Origin of the sequence: Curtobacterium sp. VKM Ac-2887 (assembly GCF_015350935.1) — a bacterium.
Taxonomy (GTDB): domain Bacteria; phylum Actinomycetota; class Actinomycetes; order Actinomycetales; family Microbacteriaceae; genus Curtobacterium.
In genome coordinates, this window is sequence record NZ_JADKSB010000003.1 from 96,727 (window position 1) to 113,570 (window position 16,844).

At 71.9% G+C, this 16,844-nt stretch carries 14 protein-coding genes; 5 read left to right on the forward strand and 9 right to left on the reverse strand.

The window, feature by feature from the left end:
* Positions 1-2: 2 nt before the first annotated feature.
* The 6 genes from ITJ69_RS04690 to ITJ69_RS04715 form a co-directional block, all read right to left on the reverse strand.
* Positions 3-947 (reverse strand): carbohydrate ABC transporter permease, encoded by a 945-nt coding sequence (locus ITJ69_RS04690; RefSeq protein ID WP_228504869.1) that lies wholly within the window; start codon positions 945-947, stop codon positions 3-5.
* The gene (locus ITJ69_RS04695; protein WP_323742980.1) at positions 944-1,921 is read right to left on the reverse strand and encodes a sugar ABC transporter permease; all 978 of its coding nucleotides are present in this window, start codon (positions 1,919-1,921) and stop codon (positions 944-946) included. The genes ITJ69_RS04690 and ITJ69_RS04695 overlap by 4 nt, the downstream gene beginning before the upstream one ends.
* Positions 1,918-3,285 (reverse strand): extracellular solute-binding protein, encoded by a 1,368-nt coding sequence (locus ITJ69_RS04700; protein WP_194672143.1) that lies wholly within the window; start codon positions 3,283-3,285, stop codon positions 1,918-1,920. Before ITJ69_RS04700 ends, ITJ69_RS04695 begins: the two co-directional genes overlap by 4 nt.
* 165 nt (positions 3,286-3,450) lie before the next feature.
* The gene (locus ITJ69_RS04705) at positions 3,451-4,761 is read right to left on the reverse strand and encodes a cytochrome P450 (protein ID WP_194672144.1); all 1,311 of its coding nucleotides are present in this window, start codon (positions 4,759-4,761) and stop codon (positions 3,451-3,453) included.
* Positions 4,762-4,789: 28 nt separating this feature from the next.
* The gene (locus ITJ69_RS04710; protein ID WP_194672145.1) at positions 4,790-6,058 is read right to left on the reverse strand and encodes an NAD(P)/FAD-dependent oxidoreductase; all 1,269 of its coding nucleotides are present in this window, start codon (positions 6,056-6,058) and stop codon (positions 4,790-4,792) included.
* A 2-nt stretch (positions 6,059-6,060) separates the two neighbouring features.
* Positions 6,061-6,252, reverse strand: coding sequence for a ferredoxin (locus ITJ69_RS04715; protein WP_165918787.1), 192 nt, complete (start codon positions 6,250-6,252; stop codon positions 6,061-6,063).
* Between the two features lie 143 nt (positions 6,253-6,395).
* Here ITJ69_RS04715 and ITJ69_RS20890 point away from each other — a divergent pair, with 143 nt between their 5' ends.
* From ITJ69_RS20890 to ITJ69_RS04735, 4 genes are all read left to right on the forward strand, one after another.
* On the forward strand, positions 6,396-7,256 hold the full coding sequence (locus ITJ69_RS20890) for an AraC family transcriptional regulator (protein ID WP_323742981.1): 861 nt from the start codon (positions 6,396-6,398) through the stop codon (positions 7,254-7,256).
* Between the two features lie 62 nt (positions 7,257-7,318).
* A complete protein-coding gene (locus tag ITJ69_RS04725; RefSeq protein WP_194672146.1) occupies positions 7,319-9,895 on the forward strand; it encodes an alpha-L-rhamnosidase in 2,577 nt (858 codons plus the stop codon).
* 116 nt (positions 9,896-10,011) lie between these two features.
* A complete protein-coding gene (locus ITJ69_RS04730) occupies positions 10,012-10,926 on the forward strand; it encodes a metallophosphoesterase (protein ID WP_194672147.1) in 915 nt (304 codons plus the stop codon).
* A 228-nt stretch (positions 10,927-11,154) separates the two neighbouring features.
* Positions 11,155-12,216 (forward strand): NADP-dependent oxidoreductase, encoded by a 1,062-nt coding sequence (locus ITJ69_RS04735; protein WP_194672148.1) that lies wholly within the window; start codon positions 11,155-11,157, stop codon positions 12,214-12,216.
* Positions 12,217-12,241: 25 nt separating this feature from the next.
* Here the strand turns inward: ITJ69_RS04735 and ITJ69_RS04740 are convergent, their stop codons facing one another.
* Genes ITJ69_RS04740 through ITJ69_RS04750 form a run of 3 tightly spaced genes read right to left on the reverse strand, consistent with a single transcriptional unit; the run spans position 12,242 to position 15,184 of the window.
* Positions 12,242-13,120 carry an ABC transporter permease gene (locus tag ITJ69_RS04740; RefSeq protein WP_173169249.1) on the reverse strand — a complete coding sequence of 293 codons (879 nt, stop codon included), beginning with the start codon at positions 13,118-13,120 and terminating at the stop codon, positions 12,242-12,244.
* A complete protein-coding gene (locus ITJ69_RS04745; protein WP_194672149.1) occupies positions 13,107-14,069 on the reverse strand; it encodes an ABC transporter ATP-binding protein in 963 nt (320 codons plus the stop codon). Before ITJ69_RS04745 ends, ITJ69_RS04740 begins: the two co-directional genes overlap by 14 nt.
* Before the next feature lie 38 nt (positions 14,070-14,107).
* The gene (locus tag ITJ69_RS04750) at positions 14,108-15,184 is read right to left on the reverse strand and encodes a LolA family protein (protein ID WP_194672150.1); all 1,077 of its coding nucleotides are present in this window, start codon (positions 15,182-15,184) and stop codon (positions 14,108-14,110) included.
* 139 nt (positions 15,185-15,323) lie between these two features.
* Between ITJ69_RS04750 and ITJ69_RS04755 the strand changes: the two genes are divergently transcribed.
* Positions 15,324-16,793, forward strand: a complete 1,470-nt coding sequence (locus tag ITJ69_RS04755) for an FGGY-family carbohydrate kinase (RefSeq protein WP_194672151.1) — start codon at positions 15,324-15,326, stop codon at positions 16,791-16,793.
* The last annotated feature ends 51 nt before the right edge of the window (positions 16,794-16,844 follow it).

Genomic DNA, 16,844 nt, shown 5'->3' on the forward strand with positions numbered 1-16,844 from the left:
CGTCAGTCCTTGATGCCGGACATCGTGATGCCCTGGATGAATGTCTTCTGGGCGAAGAAGAACAGCACCACGATGGGGATGAGGATGATGGTCGAGACGGCCATGAGGGGGCCGACCGCGGTGTCGCCCTGCGCGCCCTGGAAGAACGTCAGGCCGAGGGACAGGGTGTACTGGCTCGACTTCGTCAGGTACAGGAGCGGGCCGAGCAGGTCGCTCCAGGACGCCAGGAACTGGAAGAGCATCACGGCCGCCAGCGCGGGCTTGCAGAGCGGCAGGATCACCTGGAAGAACACACGCAGCTCGCCGGCGCCGTCGATGCGTGCGGCGTCCGACAGTGCTTCGGGGATGCCGAGGAAGAACTGGCGCATCAGGAAGATGAAGAACGGGATGCCGAAGAACGTCGGCACGATGAGCGGCAGGTACGTGCCCGTCCAGCCGATGTCACGGTAGGCCACGAACAGCGGCACCATCGTGACGTAGAACGGCACCATCATCGTCGCGATCAGGATCGTGAAGATCCCGTTCCGCCACGGCCACCGGATCTTCGAGACGCCGTAGCCGACCATCGCGCTGGACAGTGCGGCGCCGATCATCGAGGGCACGCAGATCACGAGCGTGTTCCAGAAGTACTGCAGCAGCGGGAACGTGGCGAGGCCGTACGAGAAGTTGCCGGTCGTGATGGTGTCCGGGAACCACTTCACCGGGAACGCTCCGATGTCCGCCTGGGTCTTGAACGCGCCCGTCACCATCCAGAACAGGGGCATCAGGAAGACGACGCTCAGCACGATCAGGACGGAGTGCTTCGCGATCGACTCGGCGACCTGCGGCCAGGTGCGCTTGCGGTGCATCGGGACCGGTCGGCTGGGCTCCGCGGTGCCGGGGCGGCCGGGTTGCCCCGGCTCGAGGGCGGCCGCGGCCGCGCCGGTCGGACTGTCGATGGCGGTCATCGTGCCTCACCTCCGTAGTAGACGCGCCGGCCGATGATCCGGTACGCCAGGATCGAGACGGCGGCGATGATCACGAAGAGCACCCAGCCGACCGCGCTCGAGTAGCCGAGTTGGTAGTGGTAGAACGCGGACTGGTACAGGTAGACGCCGGACACCAGGGTCGAGCCAGCTGGATCGCCGTACCCGCCCGTCATCACGAACGCCTGCGTGAAGTACTGGAACCCGGCGATCAGGCCCGTGATGGTCGCGAACAGCAGCTGCGGGCTGATGAACGGCAGCGTCACGTTGCGGAACTGCTGCCAGGCGCCGGCGCCGTCGAGGGACGCCTGCTCGAGCAGGTCCTGCGGCACGCCCTGCAGGCCGGCGAGCAGGATCACCATGAGGTTGCCGACGCCCCACAGCCCGAACAGGATCAGCGCGGGCTTGGACCAGTCCGGGTCCGAGAGCCAACCGGGGCCCTGGATGCCGAACAGCCCGAGCATGTTGTTGATGACGCCGTACTGCGGGTTGAGGACGTACGCCCAGATCACCGCACTGGCGACGATCGGCACGATGGACGGGACGAAGAAGACCACGCGGTAGAAGCCGAGGCCCCGCACCCGCCAGTTCAGCAGCAGTGCCAGGCCGAGCGCGACGGCGATGCCGAGCGGGACGGAGATCACCGTGATGAAGAGCGTGTTGCCGAGCGACAGCCACCACTGGCCGTCGGCGAAGAGCGTGCGGTAGTTGTCCCAGCCGATCCAGTCGCGGCTGCCGCCGAGCAGGTTGGCGTTCGTGAAGCTGTTCACGGCGCTGGTGATGATCGGGCCACCCGTGAAGGCGACGAGGCCGATGATCGCCGGCGCGGTGAAGAAGAGCCCCCACAGGAACGTCTGTCGCTGCGCGCGGGTGCGGGGGATCCAGTGGGTGAGCCAGCTGGACCCCTTGTCGCGCGACCGTGGTCCGCTGGTCGTGATGCTCCGTGTGACGGTCACGGGTGCTCCTTCCGGAACTCGTCGAGGGCGGAGTTGACCTGCGCGGCGACGCTCTTCATGGCGCGCTCGGGGGTCGTCTTGCCGTAGATGGCACTGCTGACGGCGACGTCGAGTGCCGTCGCGTACGTGCTGGCGACCGGGATCGTCGGGCGGATGTTCCGCGCGGACAGCAGGCCCTCGCGGTAGATCGCGACCGTCGGGTCGTCGCGGAACTCCTGCAGGACCGGGGACTTCGTGTAGCCGGGCAGCAGGGTGCCGTTCGTGAAGTTCGCCTGGGTGCCCTCGTCGGACGTGGTCGCGAACTGCAGGAAGTCCCACGCGGCGTCGTGCTCCTTCGACTCCTTCGGGATGAAGAGGTCGTAGCCGCCGAGCCAGGTGGCACTGCCGGGGGAGCCGAGCCCCTCGGCGTAGGGGAACAGTGCGGCGCCGAGCTCGACCTTGGACGAGTCACCCTGCTTGTAGACGTTCGAGCTGTCGGTCGTGGTCATCGGCGCCATGCCGACGTTGCCGCTCGCGATGGACGGCAGGGTCTGCGACGGAGCGGTGACGGCGAGCTGGCTGGCGCCGCCGACCTTCTTCGCGTAGTCGCACATCCACTGCAGCCCCTGCACGATGTTGTCGTCGTCCGGGGTCGCGACCTGGTTGTCGTCGCTCATGAACTTGCCGCCGAAGGCGAAGCCGAGCGTGAACATCGAGTTGCTGAAGCCGTAGTAGTCCCACGGGATCGTGCCGATGCGGGTGATCCGCCGGCCGTCCTTCCGCAGGATCTTGTCCGAGAACCGGTCGAGCTCGTCGATGGTCGTCGGCGGCGTCTCGGGGTCGAGGCCGGCGTCGGCGAAGACCTTCTTGTTCCAGAACAGCGGGAAGTTGACGTCGACCAGGATCGGGTGCGCGTAGATGCCGTCGGTCGCGGTCATCTGCTTCCACACCGCCGGCGCGTAGTCGGCTTCGCCGAGGCCGGCCTTCGCCATGTAGCCGTCGAGCTTCGTGACGACGCCGTACCCGGCGAACTGCGGGTACTCCTCGGGCGTGCAGAAGGCCAGGTCGGGCGGGGTGCCCGCGGCGATCGCGGTCTGCAGACGGATCTGGGTGTTGCCGGACAGCGGCGCGTACGTGACCCGGACGCCGGTGTGCGACTGCGACTTCTCGTAGAGCTCCCCGAGCAGCACCCAGGCGTTGCCGAGGGTGCCGCCCCAGATGTTGTAGAGCTCGATGACGTGGTCGCGGCCCGGTGCCGGGTCCTTGCTGAGTCGGATGCCCTGCTGGTCGGCAGCAACTGCGCCGCCGCTGATCACGGTGCACCCCGCGAGCCCGATCGTCGCTGTGCCGGCGGCGATCGCTGCGAGGAACGCCCGACGCGACACGTCGCGTGGCGCGGGCCTGGTGGGTGGGTGTGGTGGTCGGCTCGACATCGAGTCCCTCCGGTCATCTTCGTTGACAATCGGCACACCGTCCGGTGGAGGTGAATCGTTTCACCGGGCGGCTGGCGACAAATGTACGACGCTCCGGGCCGGAGCGCCAGCATTAATTCAGATCGATGGACAAATTGAACGAGGATCGGTTTTCGGGCCGGTCCCCGCGGTCCCCGCGGTCTCCTGGTCCCACGTGACATGGACCGCTCCCGCCTCGTACGTGGCGACGGGGTTCGCGAACGGCAGCGGGTGGAGCTGGTCGGCGTCGAGCAGTCGGAGCCCGGGCAGGCCGGCGAGCAGTTGCGTGAGCGCCTGCCGGATCTCGAGCCGCGCGAGCTGCTGCCCGACGCACCCGTGCGGACCGTGCCCGAACCCGAGGTGCCCGAAGGCGTCCCGCTCGACGTCCAGGCGATCGGGGTCCGGGAACCGTTCCGGATCCCGGTTCGCACCGACGGGCGAGACCGACACCGTCGTGCCGGCCGGGACGAGCCGGTCGTCGACGACGACGTCCTCGGTCGCCGTCCGCGGGAACAGGGTCAGGAACATCGCACCGGTTCGCATGAACTCCTCGATGGCCGGCGCGATGCGGTCCGGGTCGTCGCGGAGCAGGGCCAGCTGGTCGGGGTTCGTGAGCAACGCGACCATGGCGGTGGCGATCAGGTAGGCGACGGAGTCGTGTCCCGCGCTCATGAGCTGGAACACGAGCCCCTCGACCTCGTACCGCTCGAAGTCCGAGGCGAGCAGGTCGCTCACGACGTCGTCGCCGGGATCGCCCGTCCGTCGGTCGAGGACCGTCCGGATGTGGTCGAACCGCTGCTGGGTGGTGGTCGTCGTCACCTGGTCGACGAACAGTTCCCGGAACTGCGGCACCAGGTCGTCCGGCACCCCGATCACCCGGCAGTGCGTCCGTGCGGCGATCGGCTGGGCGAAGTCGGCGAACACGTCGGCGCCGGGGCCCAGTGCCCGGAACACCGCGAGCTGGCCGGCCACCGTGTCGTGCACCCAGGGCTCGCGACCACGGACCTGCTTCACCGAGAACCGGCTGGTCACACCGCGGCGCATGCGCTGGTGGGCGTCGCCGTCCAGGGCGAGCAGGTTGGCGGCGTCGATCGACCGGCGTGCGGCGTCGTCGAGCGTGTCCGGTGGAGGCGCCGTGGTTGCGTGCGCTGGGTCGTGGGCCGGTGCAGCGTCGCTCCGCGGCATGCGGTGGGGCAGCTGGCTGAAGCGCGGGTCGCCGAGCACCGCTCGCGCGGCCTCCCACCGGGTCACGACCATGCCGACGTGGCCGTCCTGGTACTCGAGCGGTACCGCGGCGTCGGATGCGCGCCACGCGGCGATCGTCGGCGACGGGGTGAGCGGCGTGCCGTCCACGGGCAGGGTGCGCGCGTGCGCGAACGGGCAGGCGGCGGGTTCGGTCGAAGTGGTCACGGGGACCTCCAGGTCGGTGCGGTGCGGGTCATCGGGTGGGTGTCGGGATGCCGGCCGCCAGGAGCCGTCGTGCGCGTCGGAAGGACCGCGGTGCTCCCCAGCCGACGACGCCCGTGGTCGCGCGGTCGCGGGCGCCGCCGCGGTCGCCGGCACCGCCGTGGTCGCCGGCGCTGCCGTGGTCGCCGGAGCGCTGCACGAGGACGGCCGGGTCGTCGTCCCACGGTTCGAGCGGCGCGGCGGGGTCGAAGGTGCCGGCTGCCTGCACGAGCACGCCGTGCACCTCGGACCAGAAGAACGGCACGCGCTCGGTCTGGTCGTCGTGGCCGGTGATGGTCGCGGCGACGGACAGGGCCTGCTCGATCGCGTTGGTCTGGTGCTCGACACGGGGCGGCAGCGACGTGCCGGACGCGGGAGCGGGTGCCGGTACGACCCCGGGCGCCGCCCACCGCGCCACGTCGCCGATCGCGAAGACGTCGGGAGCCGCGAGCCCGCGTGCATCGCAGCAGACGCCGTCGTCGACGACCAGCCCGGAGCCAGCGAGCCAGGCCGTGTTCGGACGTCCGCCGGTCGCGGCCACGACCACGTCGGCCGGCACGCGCCGACCGTCGCCGAGCACGACCGCCGTGCCTCCGCGCCCCGTGCCGCCGCGCCCCGTGCCGTCGGTCCGCGTGGCCTCGACCGCCCGTGCCCCGGCGCTCGGTTCGACCGTGACGCCCGCGGCCCGGTGCAGCGCGGTGAGCCGATCGGACAGCGCGAGCCCGACCGTCCCGAACGACAGCCCGCCACGACGTCCGACCATCGTGACTGCGCGCTCGCTGCCCCGGGCCGCCGACGCGATCTCGGACGCGAGCACCCCGCTGCCGATGACCACGACCCGCTCGGCCGACGTCCACGCGGCACGCAGCCGCACGGCGTCGTCGAGCGTCCGCAGCAGGTGCACGCGTTCGGCGCCCGGTACGGCGGGTCGGACCGCGGTCGCCCCGGTGGCGACGACGAGCACGTCGTACGCGATCGGGCCGGCATCGGTCAGCAGTCGGTGCGCCGACGGCTCGAGGCCGGTGGCTCGGACACCACTGCGGATCGTGACGTCGAGGGCGTCGAGCTCCGCGGCGGTCCGGAGCGCCGCACGATCGGCATCCCACGCTCCGGTCAGGACCTGCTTCGAGAGCGGTGGGCGACCGTACGGCACGTGGGGCTCGTCGCCGACCAGGGTCACCGGCCCGCTGTGGCCCTCGGCCCGGAGCGCCTCGGCGACCGTCAGACCGGCGACCGAGGCGCCGACGACGACGACGTGCACGGTCAGTCCTGCAGGGTGATCGCGTGTGCGGGGCAGAGCGCCGCCGCGCGTCGGGCTGCTGGTTCGTCGGCGGCGCCCGGGTGCTCGTCGAGCAGCTCCACGATGCCGTCGTCGTCCTGGTCGAAGAGTGCTCCGGCGACCAGGGCGCACTGCCCGGCTCCGACGCAGATGTCCGTGTCCGCGGTGATCCGCATGGTCGTCCTCCTGTCACCGATCGCCGTCGACCGGTGCACCGACGCTACGTTCGGACCAGGTGGCGGCGGCATGGGTTCCGCGGGCAGAACCTGGACGATCCGGTCAACGCTGGTCCACCTGCACCGATGCGTACAGTGTCCGCATGGACGAACGCGCTGCCGCCGGCCCCGTCGTCGTCGCGGCGAACTGGTACCGCTTCCGCCCGGGTGAGCAGATCCACCACCTGTGGGTGCACAGCGTGTGCTGCCTCTGGGTGCTGAGCGGGAGCGGGGTGGTCGAGTCCACCGGGCAGCGGTTCCACCTGACCGCCGGCGACGTCCTCCGGCTGCCGTGGAGCCACGACGTCGCCTACCGCGCCGACGACCGCTCGCCGTTCCGGTTGGGGACGGTGCACGTCGTCCCGCGCCATGCGCACGGTCGGCCGGTCGTGCCGGAGGTCGCGCACGCGCCCGGTGACCAGGTGCTGGACGACTCCGCACGCTCCGACGATCCCGACGGCGTGGACCTCCCGATCCTCTGGCCCGGGCGCAGCAGTGTCGCGCGTCGCCTCGGGTCGCTCGGCCGGTACGTCGTCGAACGGTTCGCCGACGGCCCGTTCGACGAGTCGGTGTTCCGCGCGCTCGGGGCGGTCGTGCTCGCCGAGACCCGCGCCGCACGCGACGACGAACACGAGACGGTTCCGGTCGCGCTCGACCGGATGACGGACTTCGTGCTCCGGAACCTGCAGCGCCCGATGACCGTCGCCGAGATCGCCACCGCTGGCGACTGCAGTGAGTCGACGGCCGGCCGGCTGTTCGCCGCGCACCTCGGGTCGTCGGTGTCGAGCTGGGTGCGCGAGACCCGGATGCGAGAGGCAGCCGAACTGCTGTTGACGAGCGGACTCCGGGTCGGCGAGGTCGCCGCCGCAGTCGGGTTCGCCGACCCGCTGTACTTCTCGCGGGCGTTCCGTGACGCGTTCGGAGTCCCGCCGAGTCGCTACGGCACCGACCGCATCCGACCTTGATGCCGCACGGGTTGACAGCGCCCGGATCGTCCTGAATCGTTTCATCCGACCTTGGAGGTGCGATGGAGCTCCTGGACCACGACGTCGACGGCCAACACGACCCGATCGGGACCGCACAGTGCGGCCTGCGGTTCGCCTGGCGTCCCGACGAGACCCAGACCGCTGCGCAGGTGGTGGTCCGGGACGCCGACCGCGTCGTCTGGGACTCCGGCCGCACGGAGACGCCGACACCCTGGTTGCGTTCGCCGTCCGACCTGCGGTTCACCGCGTGGACCGAACACGCTTGGGAGGCCCGGGTGGAGTCCGCCACGGGCGTCGCCGTGGTACGCGGCAGGTTCACCCCGGCACCGCTCGCCGCCGCCGAGTGGTCCGGAGCACGCTGGATCGGAGGCCCGGCCAGCGCCGGAGCCGCCGCGCGTGACGCCGCCGACGACGGCTGGGGTCCGCGCGCACGCAGCGCGGACGGCAGCTTCGCCGCACCGGTGCTCTCGATCGGTGTGCCGGCCGGACCGCCGATCGAACGGGTACTGCTCGCCCTCGCCGCCGGGGGCCACGCCGACGTGCGCGTCGACGGGGCGCTCGCCACCGACGAGGTCCTGGCGCCGACCACGACGCACTGGGACCGCCGGGTCCAGGTGGTCGTGCACGACCTGACGGCGGCGCTCGGCGACGGCAACGCGCACGAGGTCGGTCTCGAACTCGGCCGCGGCTTCCACGGCATGACGAACGCGAACGTCTGGGCGTGGGAACGGGCGCCGTGGCACGCGGAGCCCTCGGTCCGTGCGGTGCTCCGGATCGAGCGCGACGGCGGCGCGGTGGAGGTGCTGCCCACCGGACCGGACTGGACCGCGCGGGCCGGCACGATCCTCCTGGACGACCTCTACGGCGGCGAGCAGGCGGACCTGCGCCGACGCGTCGGCGGGTCGCTGGCGGCGGTCCCGCAACCGGCCACCGTCGTCCCCGGCCCGGCCGGGGCGCTCGAGGCGCGACGTGAGCAGCCGATCCGGATCGTCGAGGAGCTCGCGGCCACCTCGGTCACCGAAGCCGCACCGGGGGAGTGGGTCGTGGCCTTCCCGCGGGTGATCGCCGGTTGGGTCGGTCTGCGGTTGCCAGCCGGTGCCGCGGGCCGGACGGTCCGGATCCGCTCGGGCGAACGGCTGCGCGCTGACGGACTGCCGAACGCCGACGACGACAACCACTACTTCGCCGACGGGTTCCAGACCGACGAGGTCACCCTCGACGACCGTGGCGGGTGGTGGGAGCCGCGCTTCTCGTACAAGGGGTTCCGGTTCGTGCGGCTCTCCGGCTGGCCGGACGCGTCCGGTCCTGCTCCGTCCGACGTCGTCGCCCGGGTGGTGCGCACCGACGTCGCACGGCGCGCGGACTTCCGGACCGACGAGGCCCTGCTGCAGTGGGTGCACGACGCGACCGTGCACACGATGGAGAACAACCTGCACGGGTACCCGACCGACACCCCGAAGTACGAGAAGAACGGGTGGACCGGCGACGCAGCGGTCGGCGCGGACATGTTCCTGACGAACCTCGACACCGCGGCGGTGCTCACGAAGTGGGTCGGTGACCTCGCGGAGACCGTCGCACCGGGGCACCCGCCCGCGCTGATCGCCCCCAACGCCGGCGTGTTCGGCGTCGACACCCGCGCACCCGTGTGGCACGCAGCGCTCGTCACCGTGCCGTGGGACGTGTACCGCCACACCGGGGACCCCGCAGTGCTGGAGCAGCACGTCGACGTCATCGAGGAGTACGCGCGCTTCGAGCTCGAACGGTCGCCCGGGGGGATCGCCGACACGATCCTCGGGGACTGGGTCGCCCCCGGCACGAGCCCCGGCGGCGGCAACCCACCCGAGGACTCCCGCGTGCCGGCCACCGCGTTCCTCGTCCGGATCCTCGACACCGTCGCCGCGATCGACGACGTGCTCGGGCGCGACGGGTCCTGGGCACGAACGGCCGCAGAGGACTTCCGCGCGGCGTTCACCGAGGCGTTCCTGCACGACGGCGCGGTCCGGGGCGAACACGACGAGGGATTCCGACAGTCCCACCAGGTGCTCGCCCTCGCGTTCGACGTCGTGCGCGCCCCGTCCGACCGGGCAGCCGTGGCCGCGGCGCTCGCCGCCGACGTCCGGGCCCGCGGCGACCACCTGGACACCGGGGCGATCGGGACGAAGTGGCTGCTGCCCGTCCTGACCGACGCCGGCTACCCGGACCTCGCGCTCGCCGTCGCCCGACAGACCTCGCCACCGTCGTGGGGCGCCTGGCGCGAGGCCGGGGCGACGTCGATGTTCGAGCACTGGGACCTGGCGGCACGGTCGCACGGCCACTACTTCCTCGGGACGGTCGACGACTGGCTCACCGGGTGGGTCGCGGGGATCCGGCCGACCGAGGCCGGGTGGCGGCGGTTCACCGTGGCGCCCGCGGTGTGCGGCCCGGTCGGGTCGGCATCGTGCACGGTGCGGACCCCGTACGGTGACGCCGCGGTGGCGTGGACCGCCGATGACGGCACCGTGTCCCTCACCGTGACGGTGCCGCCCGGTTCCGGCGCGGACGTCGTCCTGCCCGACGGCACGCAGCACGTCGCCGGCCCCGGCACGAGTCACTTCGTGAGCAGAAACGGTCGAGTCTGACGCCCCGACCCGACCATTCCTGCTCACGAAGCGCCCACGACCCGCTCACGAAGCGCCCCCGACCCAACCCCGCCCCGCCCAGCCCACCCATCGCCCCCATGGCTACCGTGGACCCCATGCAGCCGCCCGCAGCAGGAACCCTCCGCGTCCTCCACCTCTCCGACACCCACCTGACCGGCGACGGCGCCCTGCACCAGGGGTCCGTCGACACCACCGCAGCGCTGGACGGCGTGCTCGCCCGCGTCGACGGAGTGCCCGGCATCGGCCTCGTCGTCATCTCGGGCGACGTGTCCGAGGACGGCAGCCCCGAGTCGTACGCCGCCGTCCTCGAGCGGGTCGGCGGATGGGCCGAACGCCACGGAGCCGCCCTCGTCGCGGTCCCGGGCAACCACGACCTGCGCGAGGGCTTCCGCCAGGTGCTGTCCAACGGCCACGTCCTCGGCGAGGGCGGCCGCCCCGTCATGCACACGATGGAGCACCACCCGCCGACGGTGCCGGTGTGGGGGCAGTCCCTCGTCGCCGGCCGGAGGATCGTCACGGTCGACACGAGCGTGCCGGGTGCCGGCTACGGCGAGCTCAGTGACGCCAGCCTCGAACGGCTCCGCACCGCGCTCGCCGGGGACCACGCCCCGCACGGCACGGTCGTCGTCCTGCACCACCCGCCCCTGCCGGCCCCGACCGAGCTGCACGAGGCGCTCCGGCTGCAGAACCCCGAGGCGCTCGCCGACGTGATCCGGGGTTCCGACGTGCGCGTGGTCCTGGGCGGGCACTACCACCACCACTTCGCCGGCTCGCTGGCCGGCGTCCCGGTCCTCGTCGCCCCCGGGGTCGCGAACGACACGGACGTCACCGGCGCCTACGACCAGGAATCCGCGTACGCCGACAGCGGCGCCCTCGTCGTGGACGTCGCCGAGGACGGCTCCGTCTGGTCGACGCCGCTGCGCGTCCCACGCCCCGACACCGACCCGCTCGCGTTCCACCTCGACGCCGAGACCGTCGCGTCCGTCATCGCGGCCGCCGGCAAGCACTGAGCGGCAGTCAGCAAGCACCGAGCGGCTGGCGTGCAGTGAGCGCGCGACGCGTACCGGGCGCGCGAGGCGCACTGGACGTGCGCGACCGACGGACGGGAGGCCCGTGGCGGCGCCGCCACAGGCCTCCCGTCCGCTCGTCGGTACCGCCCACGGCCGGTACCCCGCCTGCTCGGGCTGCACGCGGGGAAACCGAGTAGGCCGGACCCACACGCCAGCGAAGGAGCACCCATGCGGAACGGCAAGGCAGTCCAGTACGACCGGTACGGCGACTTCAGCGTCGTCGAGCTCGTCCCGCAGGAGAAGCCGACGGCCGGCCCCGGCGAGATCGTCGTCGAGATCGTCGCCGCCGGGCTGAACCACATCGAGCGTTTCCTGCGCGAGGGGAAGCTCCGGGACCACATCGAGCTCGAGTTCCCGGCACGGCAGGGCGTCGACTTCGCCGGCATCGTCCGGGCGCGGGGCGACGGCGTGAAGGACCTGCGGGTGGGTGACGAGGTCATGGGGCACGCGCCCCAGGGCGGCTCGCACGCGAACTGGATCGCGGTGCCGCGTGGTGCCGTCATCAAGAAGCCCGAGTACGTCGGGTGGGAGGTCGCCGGTGGCCTGTACCTGGCCGGGTGCACGGCGGTGTCGGTGGTGCGATCGCTCCGCCTCGGACCGGACGACACCGTCGTCATCACCGCGGCGGCGGGCGGTGTCGGCCACATCGAGAGCCAGCTGGCGCACGACGCCGGTGCGACCGTGATCACCCTCGGCAGTGCGCGCAACCACGACTACCTGCGGCAGATCGGCACGCTGCCGGTCGTGTACGGCGAGGGCGAGGAAGACCGCATCCGAGCGATCGCGGACGGCCGGCCGATCACCGCCTTCATCGACAACCACGGCGAGAGCAACGCCGAACTCCTGGCGGAACGCCTCGGGGTCGGGGACGAGCGCTTCGTGTCGTCGGACGAGCGCCGCGACATCGAGCTCCGTTTCTTGCGCGCCCCGGCAGAGGACGAGGAGACCCGTGAACTCCTGACCACGTTGGCGAAGGCCCTGCAGGAACGTCGCTTCCAGGTGCTCATCTCGGGCTTCTACCCGTTCGAGTACATCGTCGAGGCGTACGAGGACCTCGCCGAGATGAAGTCACGCGGCAAGGTCGTCATCGGGATGCAGACGGTCGAGACCGGGGCGCGGCTCGACTGGTACCGCTCCGAGAAGGCCCGCGACCTCCGGGACCGTTACGCGGATGCGCGCGGCTCGGAGGCGGAGACGATGGCGGGCGGCTCAGCGAGCCCGGCGAGCTGACCACGGTCGGGCTCGGCGGTCGGGCTCAGCTCAGGATGTCCTTCGAGGCGAACCGGCTGTACGCCAGCGCGCCGAACACGACGACGTAACCGAGCTGCAGCAGTGCGTTCGACCCGAACGAGTCGAACGAGATCGGGTCGCGGAGCAGGTCGCCGAACCCCAGCCACTGGTGCGAGAACAGGTACGGGTGCAGCCAGTCGAGCTGGGGGAGCTGGTCGAGGACCTGGGAGGCCCCGGCCAGCACCACCGTCGCGGCCATCGCCCCGACCGGCACGTTCGTCAGCGTCGACGCGAACATGCCGATCGCCACGAGTCCGAGCATCGACATCGCCACGTACAGGGCGAGGAGCAGTGCCCGACCGGCGTACGACGCTCCGCCGACCTGGGTGCCGGACAGCAGGGTGACCGGACCGATCGGGAACAGCACGGCACCGATCGCCGCACCGACGAGCACCACGAGCAGCGTCGCTGCCAGGCAGAACGCGACCGCGCCGGCGAACTTGACCAGGATGAACCGCACCCGCCCGGTCGGTGCGACGAGCAGGTAGCGGATGGTGCCGTGGCTGGCCTCGCCCGCGACGGTGTCGCCCGCGACGACGCCGACCGTGAGCGGCAGGAACAGCGGGATCGACACCGTCAACGCGGTGAACGCCACGAACAGGCCGTTGTTGGTGATGTCGCCGAGGAACGCCGGGCCGCCGTCGTCACCGTCGGTCGTCAGCTTCACCGCGACCGCGATCAGGACGGGGACGAGCGCGAGGGCCCCGAGCATCGCCCACGTGCGGCGGCGGCGGAACACCAGCGCGAGTTCGGAGCCGAGCAGGGCGAAGGGACGCTGGCGGCGCGGGGCCTCGGCATCGGCCTCGGCGTCGGGCAGTGCACGGGCAGTGTCAGGCAGCGACATCGAAGCCCTCTCCGGTGAGCGCGACGAACAGGTCCTCGAGCGTGCCGCCGCCGACCGTCAGCCCACGGACGCGGACGTCGACGCGGACGAGTTCGGCGGTGATGGTCTCGGGCAGCAGCTCGTGCGGCAGGTCGGCGACCAGGACGTCCGCGCCGCCGTCGTGCCGGGGGACGAGTCCGAGCCGGCTCAGCACGCTGCCGGCCTGCCCGACGTCGGGCGTGCGGACGGTCACGGTGCGTGCTCCGGCGGACCGCAGCTCGTCGAGTTCGCCCTGTGCCACGAGCTTGCCGGTGCGCATCACCGCGGCGTGGGTGCAGACCTGCTCGATCTCGGCGAGCAGGTGGCTCGACACGAACACCGTCGTGCCGTCGTCCGCCAGGGACCGGATGAGGTTGCGGACCTCGCGCGTGCCCTGCGGGTCGAGGCCGTTCGTCGGTTCGTCGAGCACCAGCAGGTCCCGCGGGGAGAGCAGTGCGTTCGCCAGGCCCAGTCGCTGCTTCATGCCGAGCGAGTACGCGTGCGCCTTCTTGTCCGCCGCGTGCGTCAGGCCGACCCGGTCGAGAGCACTGGCCACGCGGGCCTTGCGGGTGCGCGGGTCCGACGTGGGGTCGGCCGCGTCGAAGCGCTGCAGGTTCGCGCGCCCGGACAGGTACGGGTAGAAGGCCGGCCCCTCGACCAGGGCGCCGACGCGCGGCAGCACCTGGTGGAGCGCCTTCGGCATCGACTGGCCGAGCACCTCGATCGTGCCGCCGGTCGCGCTCGACAGCCCGAGGAGCATCCGGATCGTGGTCGTCTTGCCGGAGCCGTTCGGCCCGAGGAACCCGAACACCGCGCCGCGCGGCACCGACAGGTCGATGCCGTCGACGGCGCGTTGCTTGCGGAAGACCTTCTGGAGGCCCGTGGTGCGGATGGCGAGGTCGGTGCCCGTGGTCGGACGGATCGCGTCCACGGCGGCCGGTTCCGTCGTGTGCGCGGGTTCCGGTGTGCTCACTTCGCGGCGGCGACCAGCGACGACACCGGCACGGCGCCGGCGAGGACCCGGCCGTCGTCGGTCAGGTAGACCGACACGAGCGAGGTCTGGACGGCACGGCCGCCGTCGACGGCCTTCGTGAGCTGGCCGAGCAGGCCCGATGCCTCGTCGCCGAGGGCCGACTGGTCCACGGTGCCGGCGGGGAGCTCGGCGATCGTGCCCCAGCCCTCGCCCGTGAAGGTCGGCTCGTCACCGTCGTGCGCACCGCGGGCGTGGTCGCCCTTCGCGTGCGCACCGTGCTCGGCGTCGGACAGGTCCTTCTCGGTGACCTTCGCGTTCGACGGGGGAGTGAAGTCGAAGAGCCGTGCGGCCGGGGCGCCGTAGTCGAGGCTCGTGAACCCGACCTGCACCGCGGGGTCGTCCTGCCCGGCGGCCTGGATCGTCGCGCGCAGCGGGAGCCCGGTCTGCTGGTCGACCGCCAGTCGGACGGTGCCGACCAGGGTGTCGGAGGACTTCGGCGTCAGCGTGATCTGCCAGGCGTCGTGACCTGCGACGCTGACCTCGGTCGGCTTCGAGACCGTGGTGCTGGGGGTGATGGCGTCGATGGCCTGCTCGGCGATGTCGGTCGGCGTGGTGGTGCCGTCCTGCGGGTCCTTCGCCGAGTCGGAGGGGAGGGTCACGTGGGTGGCCGTGCGCTCCTTCGAGTCCCAGGTCCAGACCTCGGACCCGTTGCGGACCACGTCCTGCTCGGCGAGCTGCTGCGTCAACTGCACGCGCTGCTTGTCGGCGCCGTCGACGTACACGCGGGCGGTGTGCGACGAGGTGAGCAGCCCGAGCACGTCCGAGGCGTCGCCCTCGAGCGAGGAGCCGCCGGAACCGGTCGGCAGTTCGGGGAGCCCGAGGTCGCTCGACTGCGTGAGCTTGCCGGAGTACTGCGCGTCCGAGGACTTCGCGATGCTGGCGATGACGTCGGCCGCGGTCGGGTTCGTCCCCGCGATCGGGTCGTTCGCGGCGTTCGCGATCATCGGGGCGGCGACGGCGCCGGCGACGACCACCGGCGCGATGACTGCTGGCAGCCAGGCTGACTTCTTCATCGGGTTCCCCTCGTGGAGCATCGGAGTCGTGAGTACGGTACGTCCGGCCCCCGACAGGACGCTGGGCGTCGACGGATCGCGATCGTTCGTAGACTCGGGACGCGACCGACGGCGGTCGCGTGGCGGCGAAGGAGGCGGCATGCGGGCGGTGCTCGGTCTGGACATCGGGACGTCGAGCACGAAGGCGCTGCTGGCCCGGTTCGACGGCACCGTGATCGCCGAGGTGAGCCGCCGACACGACGTCGACCGTCCTGCCCAGGGACTGGTCGAGATGGACGCGGCCCTGTGGTGGGACGAGTTCACGACGTTGACGCACGAGCTCCTCGCGCTCGTCCCGGATGCCGACGTGCAGGCCGTGGGCGTGAGCGGCATCGGCCCCTGCGTCCTGCTGACCGACGACGTGGGTGATCCGCTGCGCCCGGCGGTCCTGTACGGCATCGACACCCGGACGGCCGACCTGCTCGACGAGGTCACGGCCGAGCTCGGGGGCGAGGACGCGATCCGCGCCCGTTGCGGCTCTGCGCTGAGCACCCAGGCCGCCGGGGCGAAGCTCGCGTGGGTCGCCCGCCACGAGCCCGACATCTGGGAGCGGGCGGTCCGGTTCACGATGCCGGCGTCCCGCGTGGTGGAGCTGCTGACGGGGGAGTACGTCCTCGACCACCACTCGGCCAGCCAGACCACGCCGCTCTACGACGTCCACGAGAACACCTGGATCACCGAGTGGTGCGAGCAGCTTGCGCCCGGCCTGCCCCTGCCGCGGCTGCTGTGGTCCGGCGACCAGGCGGGCGTGGTGACGCGCGAGGCGGCCGCGGCCACGGGCCTCCCGGTCGGTATCCCCGTGACGGCCGGCACCATCGACGCATGGGCGGAGGGCGTGAGCGTCGGGGAGTCCGTGCCGGGCCGGATGTTCCTGCAGTACGGCACCACGATGTTCATGATCGCGCCGACCGCCGAGCCGACGCCGGTGCCGGGCATGTGGACGACGGTCGGGACGCACCCGGGGCAGCCGAGTGTGTCGGGTGGGATGGCGACCTCCGGGGCGATCACCGACTGGCTGCGACGGCTGGTCGACGGCGAGTGGCCGACGATGCTCGAAGAGGCTCGGTGCGCCGGGATCGGCGCGAACGGGCTGCTGATGCTGCCGTACTTCGCGGGGGAGCGGACGCCCATCGCCGATCCGGACGCGCGCGGGGTGATCGCCGGGCTGACGGTGCGGCACACGCGTGGGGACATCTACCGGGCGACGCTCGAGGCGACGGCCTACGCGGTCCGGCACAACATCGAGGTGCTGCGCGCGGCCGGGGTCGAGGTCCGCGAGCTCGTGGGGGCGGGCGGCGGGTTGCTCGGACGGCTCTGGCCGACGATCGTGTCGGACGTCACCGGGCTGCGGCAGACGGTGCCGTCGGTGACCGTGGGAGCGTCGTACGGGTCGGCGTTCTTGGCGGCAGCGCTCGTGGCCGACGTCGACATCCGGCAGTGGAACCCGCCGGCCACCGTCATCGAGCCCGACCCCGTCGCGACGGCGGCCTACGAGCCCGGGTACCGCGACTACCGCGAGCTCTACGAGGCGACGAAGGCCGTCGTGCACCGCTTGGCCGCGCGCAGCTGACCGTTCGACACCGCGCAACGGACACAGCACCGCGCAGATGCACGGTGCTGT

Excerpts from the sequence above, each read along its gene's own strand:
- ITJ69_RS04715 (WP_165918787.1), bottom strand. The coding sequence starts at position 6,252 with ATGCGGATCACCGCGGACACGGACATCTGCGTCGGAGCCGGGCAGTGC.
- ITJ69_RS20890 (WP_323742981.1), top strand. The coding sequence starts at position 6,396 with ATGGACGAACGCGCTGCCGCCGGCCCCGTCGTCGTCGCGGCGAACTGG.
- ITJ69_RS04690 (WP_228504869.1), bottom strand. The coding sequence starts at position 947 with ATGACCGCCATCGACAGTCCGACCGGCGCGGCCGCGGCCGCCCTCGAG.
- ITJ69_RS04730 (WP_194672147.1), top strand. The coding sequence starts at position 10,012 with ATGCAGCCGCCCGCAGCAGGAACCCTCCGCGTCCTCCACCTCTCCGAC.
- ITJ69_RS04755 (WP_194672151.1), top strand. The coding sequence starts at position 15,324 with ATGCGGGCGGTGCTCGGTCTGGACATCGGGACGTCGAGCACGAAGGCG.
- ITJ69_RS04725 (WP_194672146.1), top strand. The coding sequence starts at position 7,319 with ATGGAGCTCCTGGACCACGACGTCGACGGCCAACACGACCCGATCGGG.
- ITJ69_RS04740 (WP_173169249.1), bottom strand. The coding sequence starts at position 13,120 with ATGTCGCTGCCTGACACTGCCCGTGCACTGCCCGACGCCGAGGCCGAT.
- ITJ69_RS04750 (WP_194672150.1), bottom strand. The coding sequence starts at position 15,184 with ATGAAGAAGTCAGCCTGGCTGCCAGCAGTCATCGCGCCGGTGGTCGTC.
- ITJ69_RS04735 (WP_194672148.1), top strand. The coding sequence starts at position 11,155 with ATGCGGAACGGCAAGGCAGTCCAGTACGACCGGTACGGCGACTTCAGC.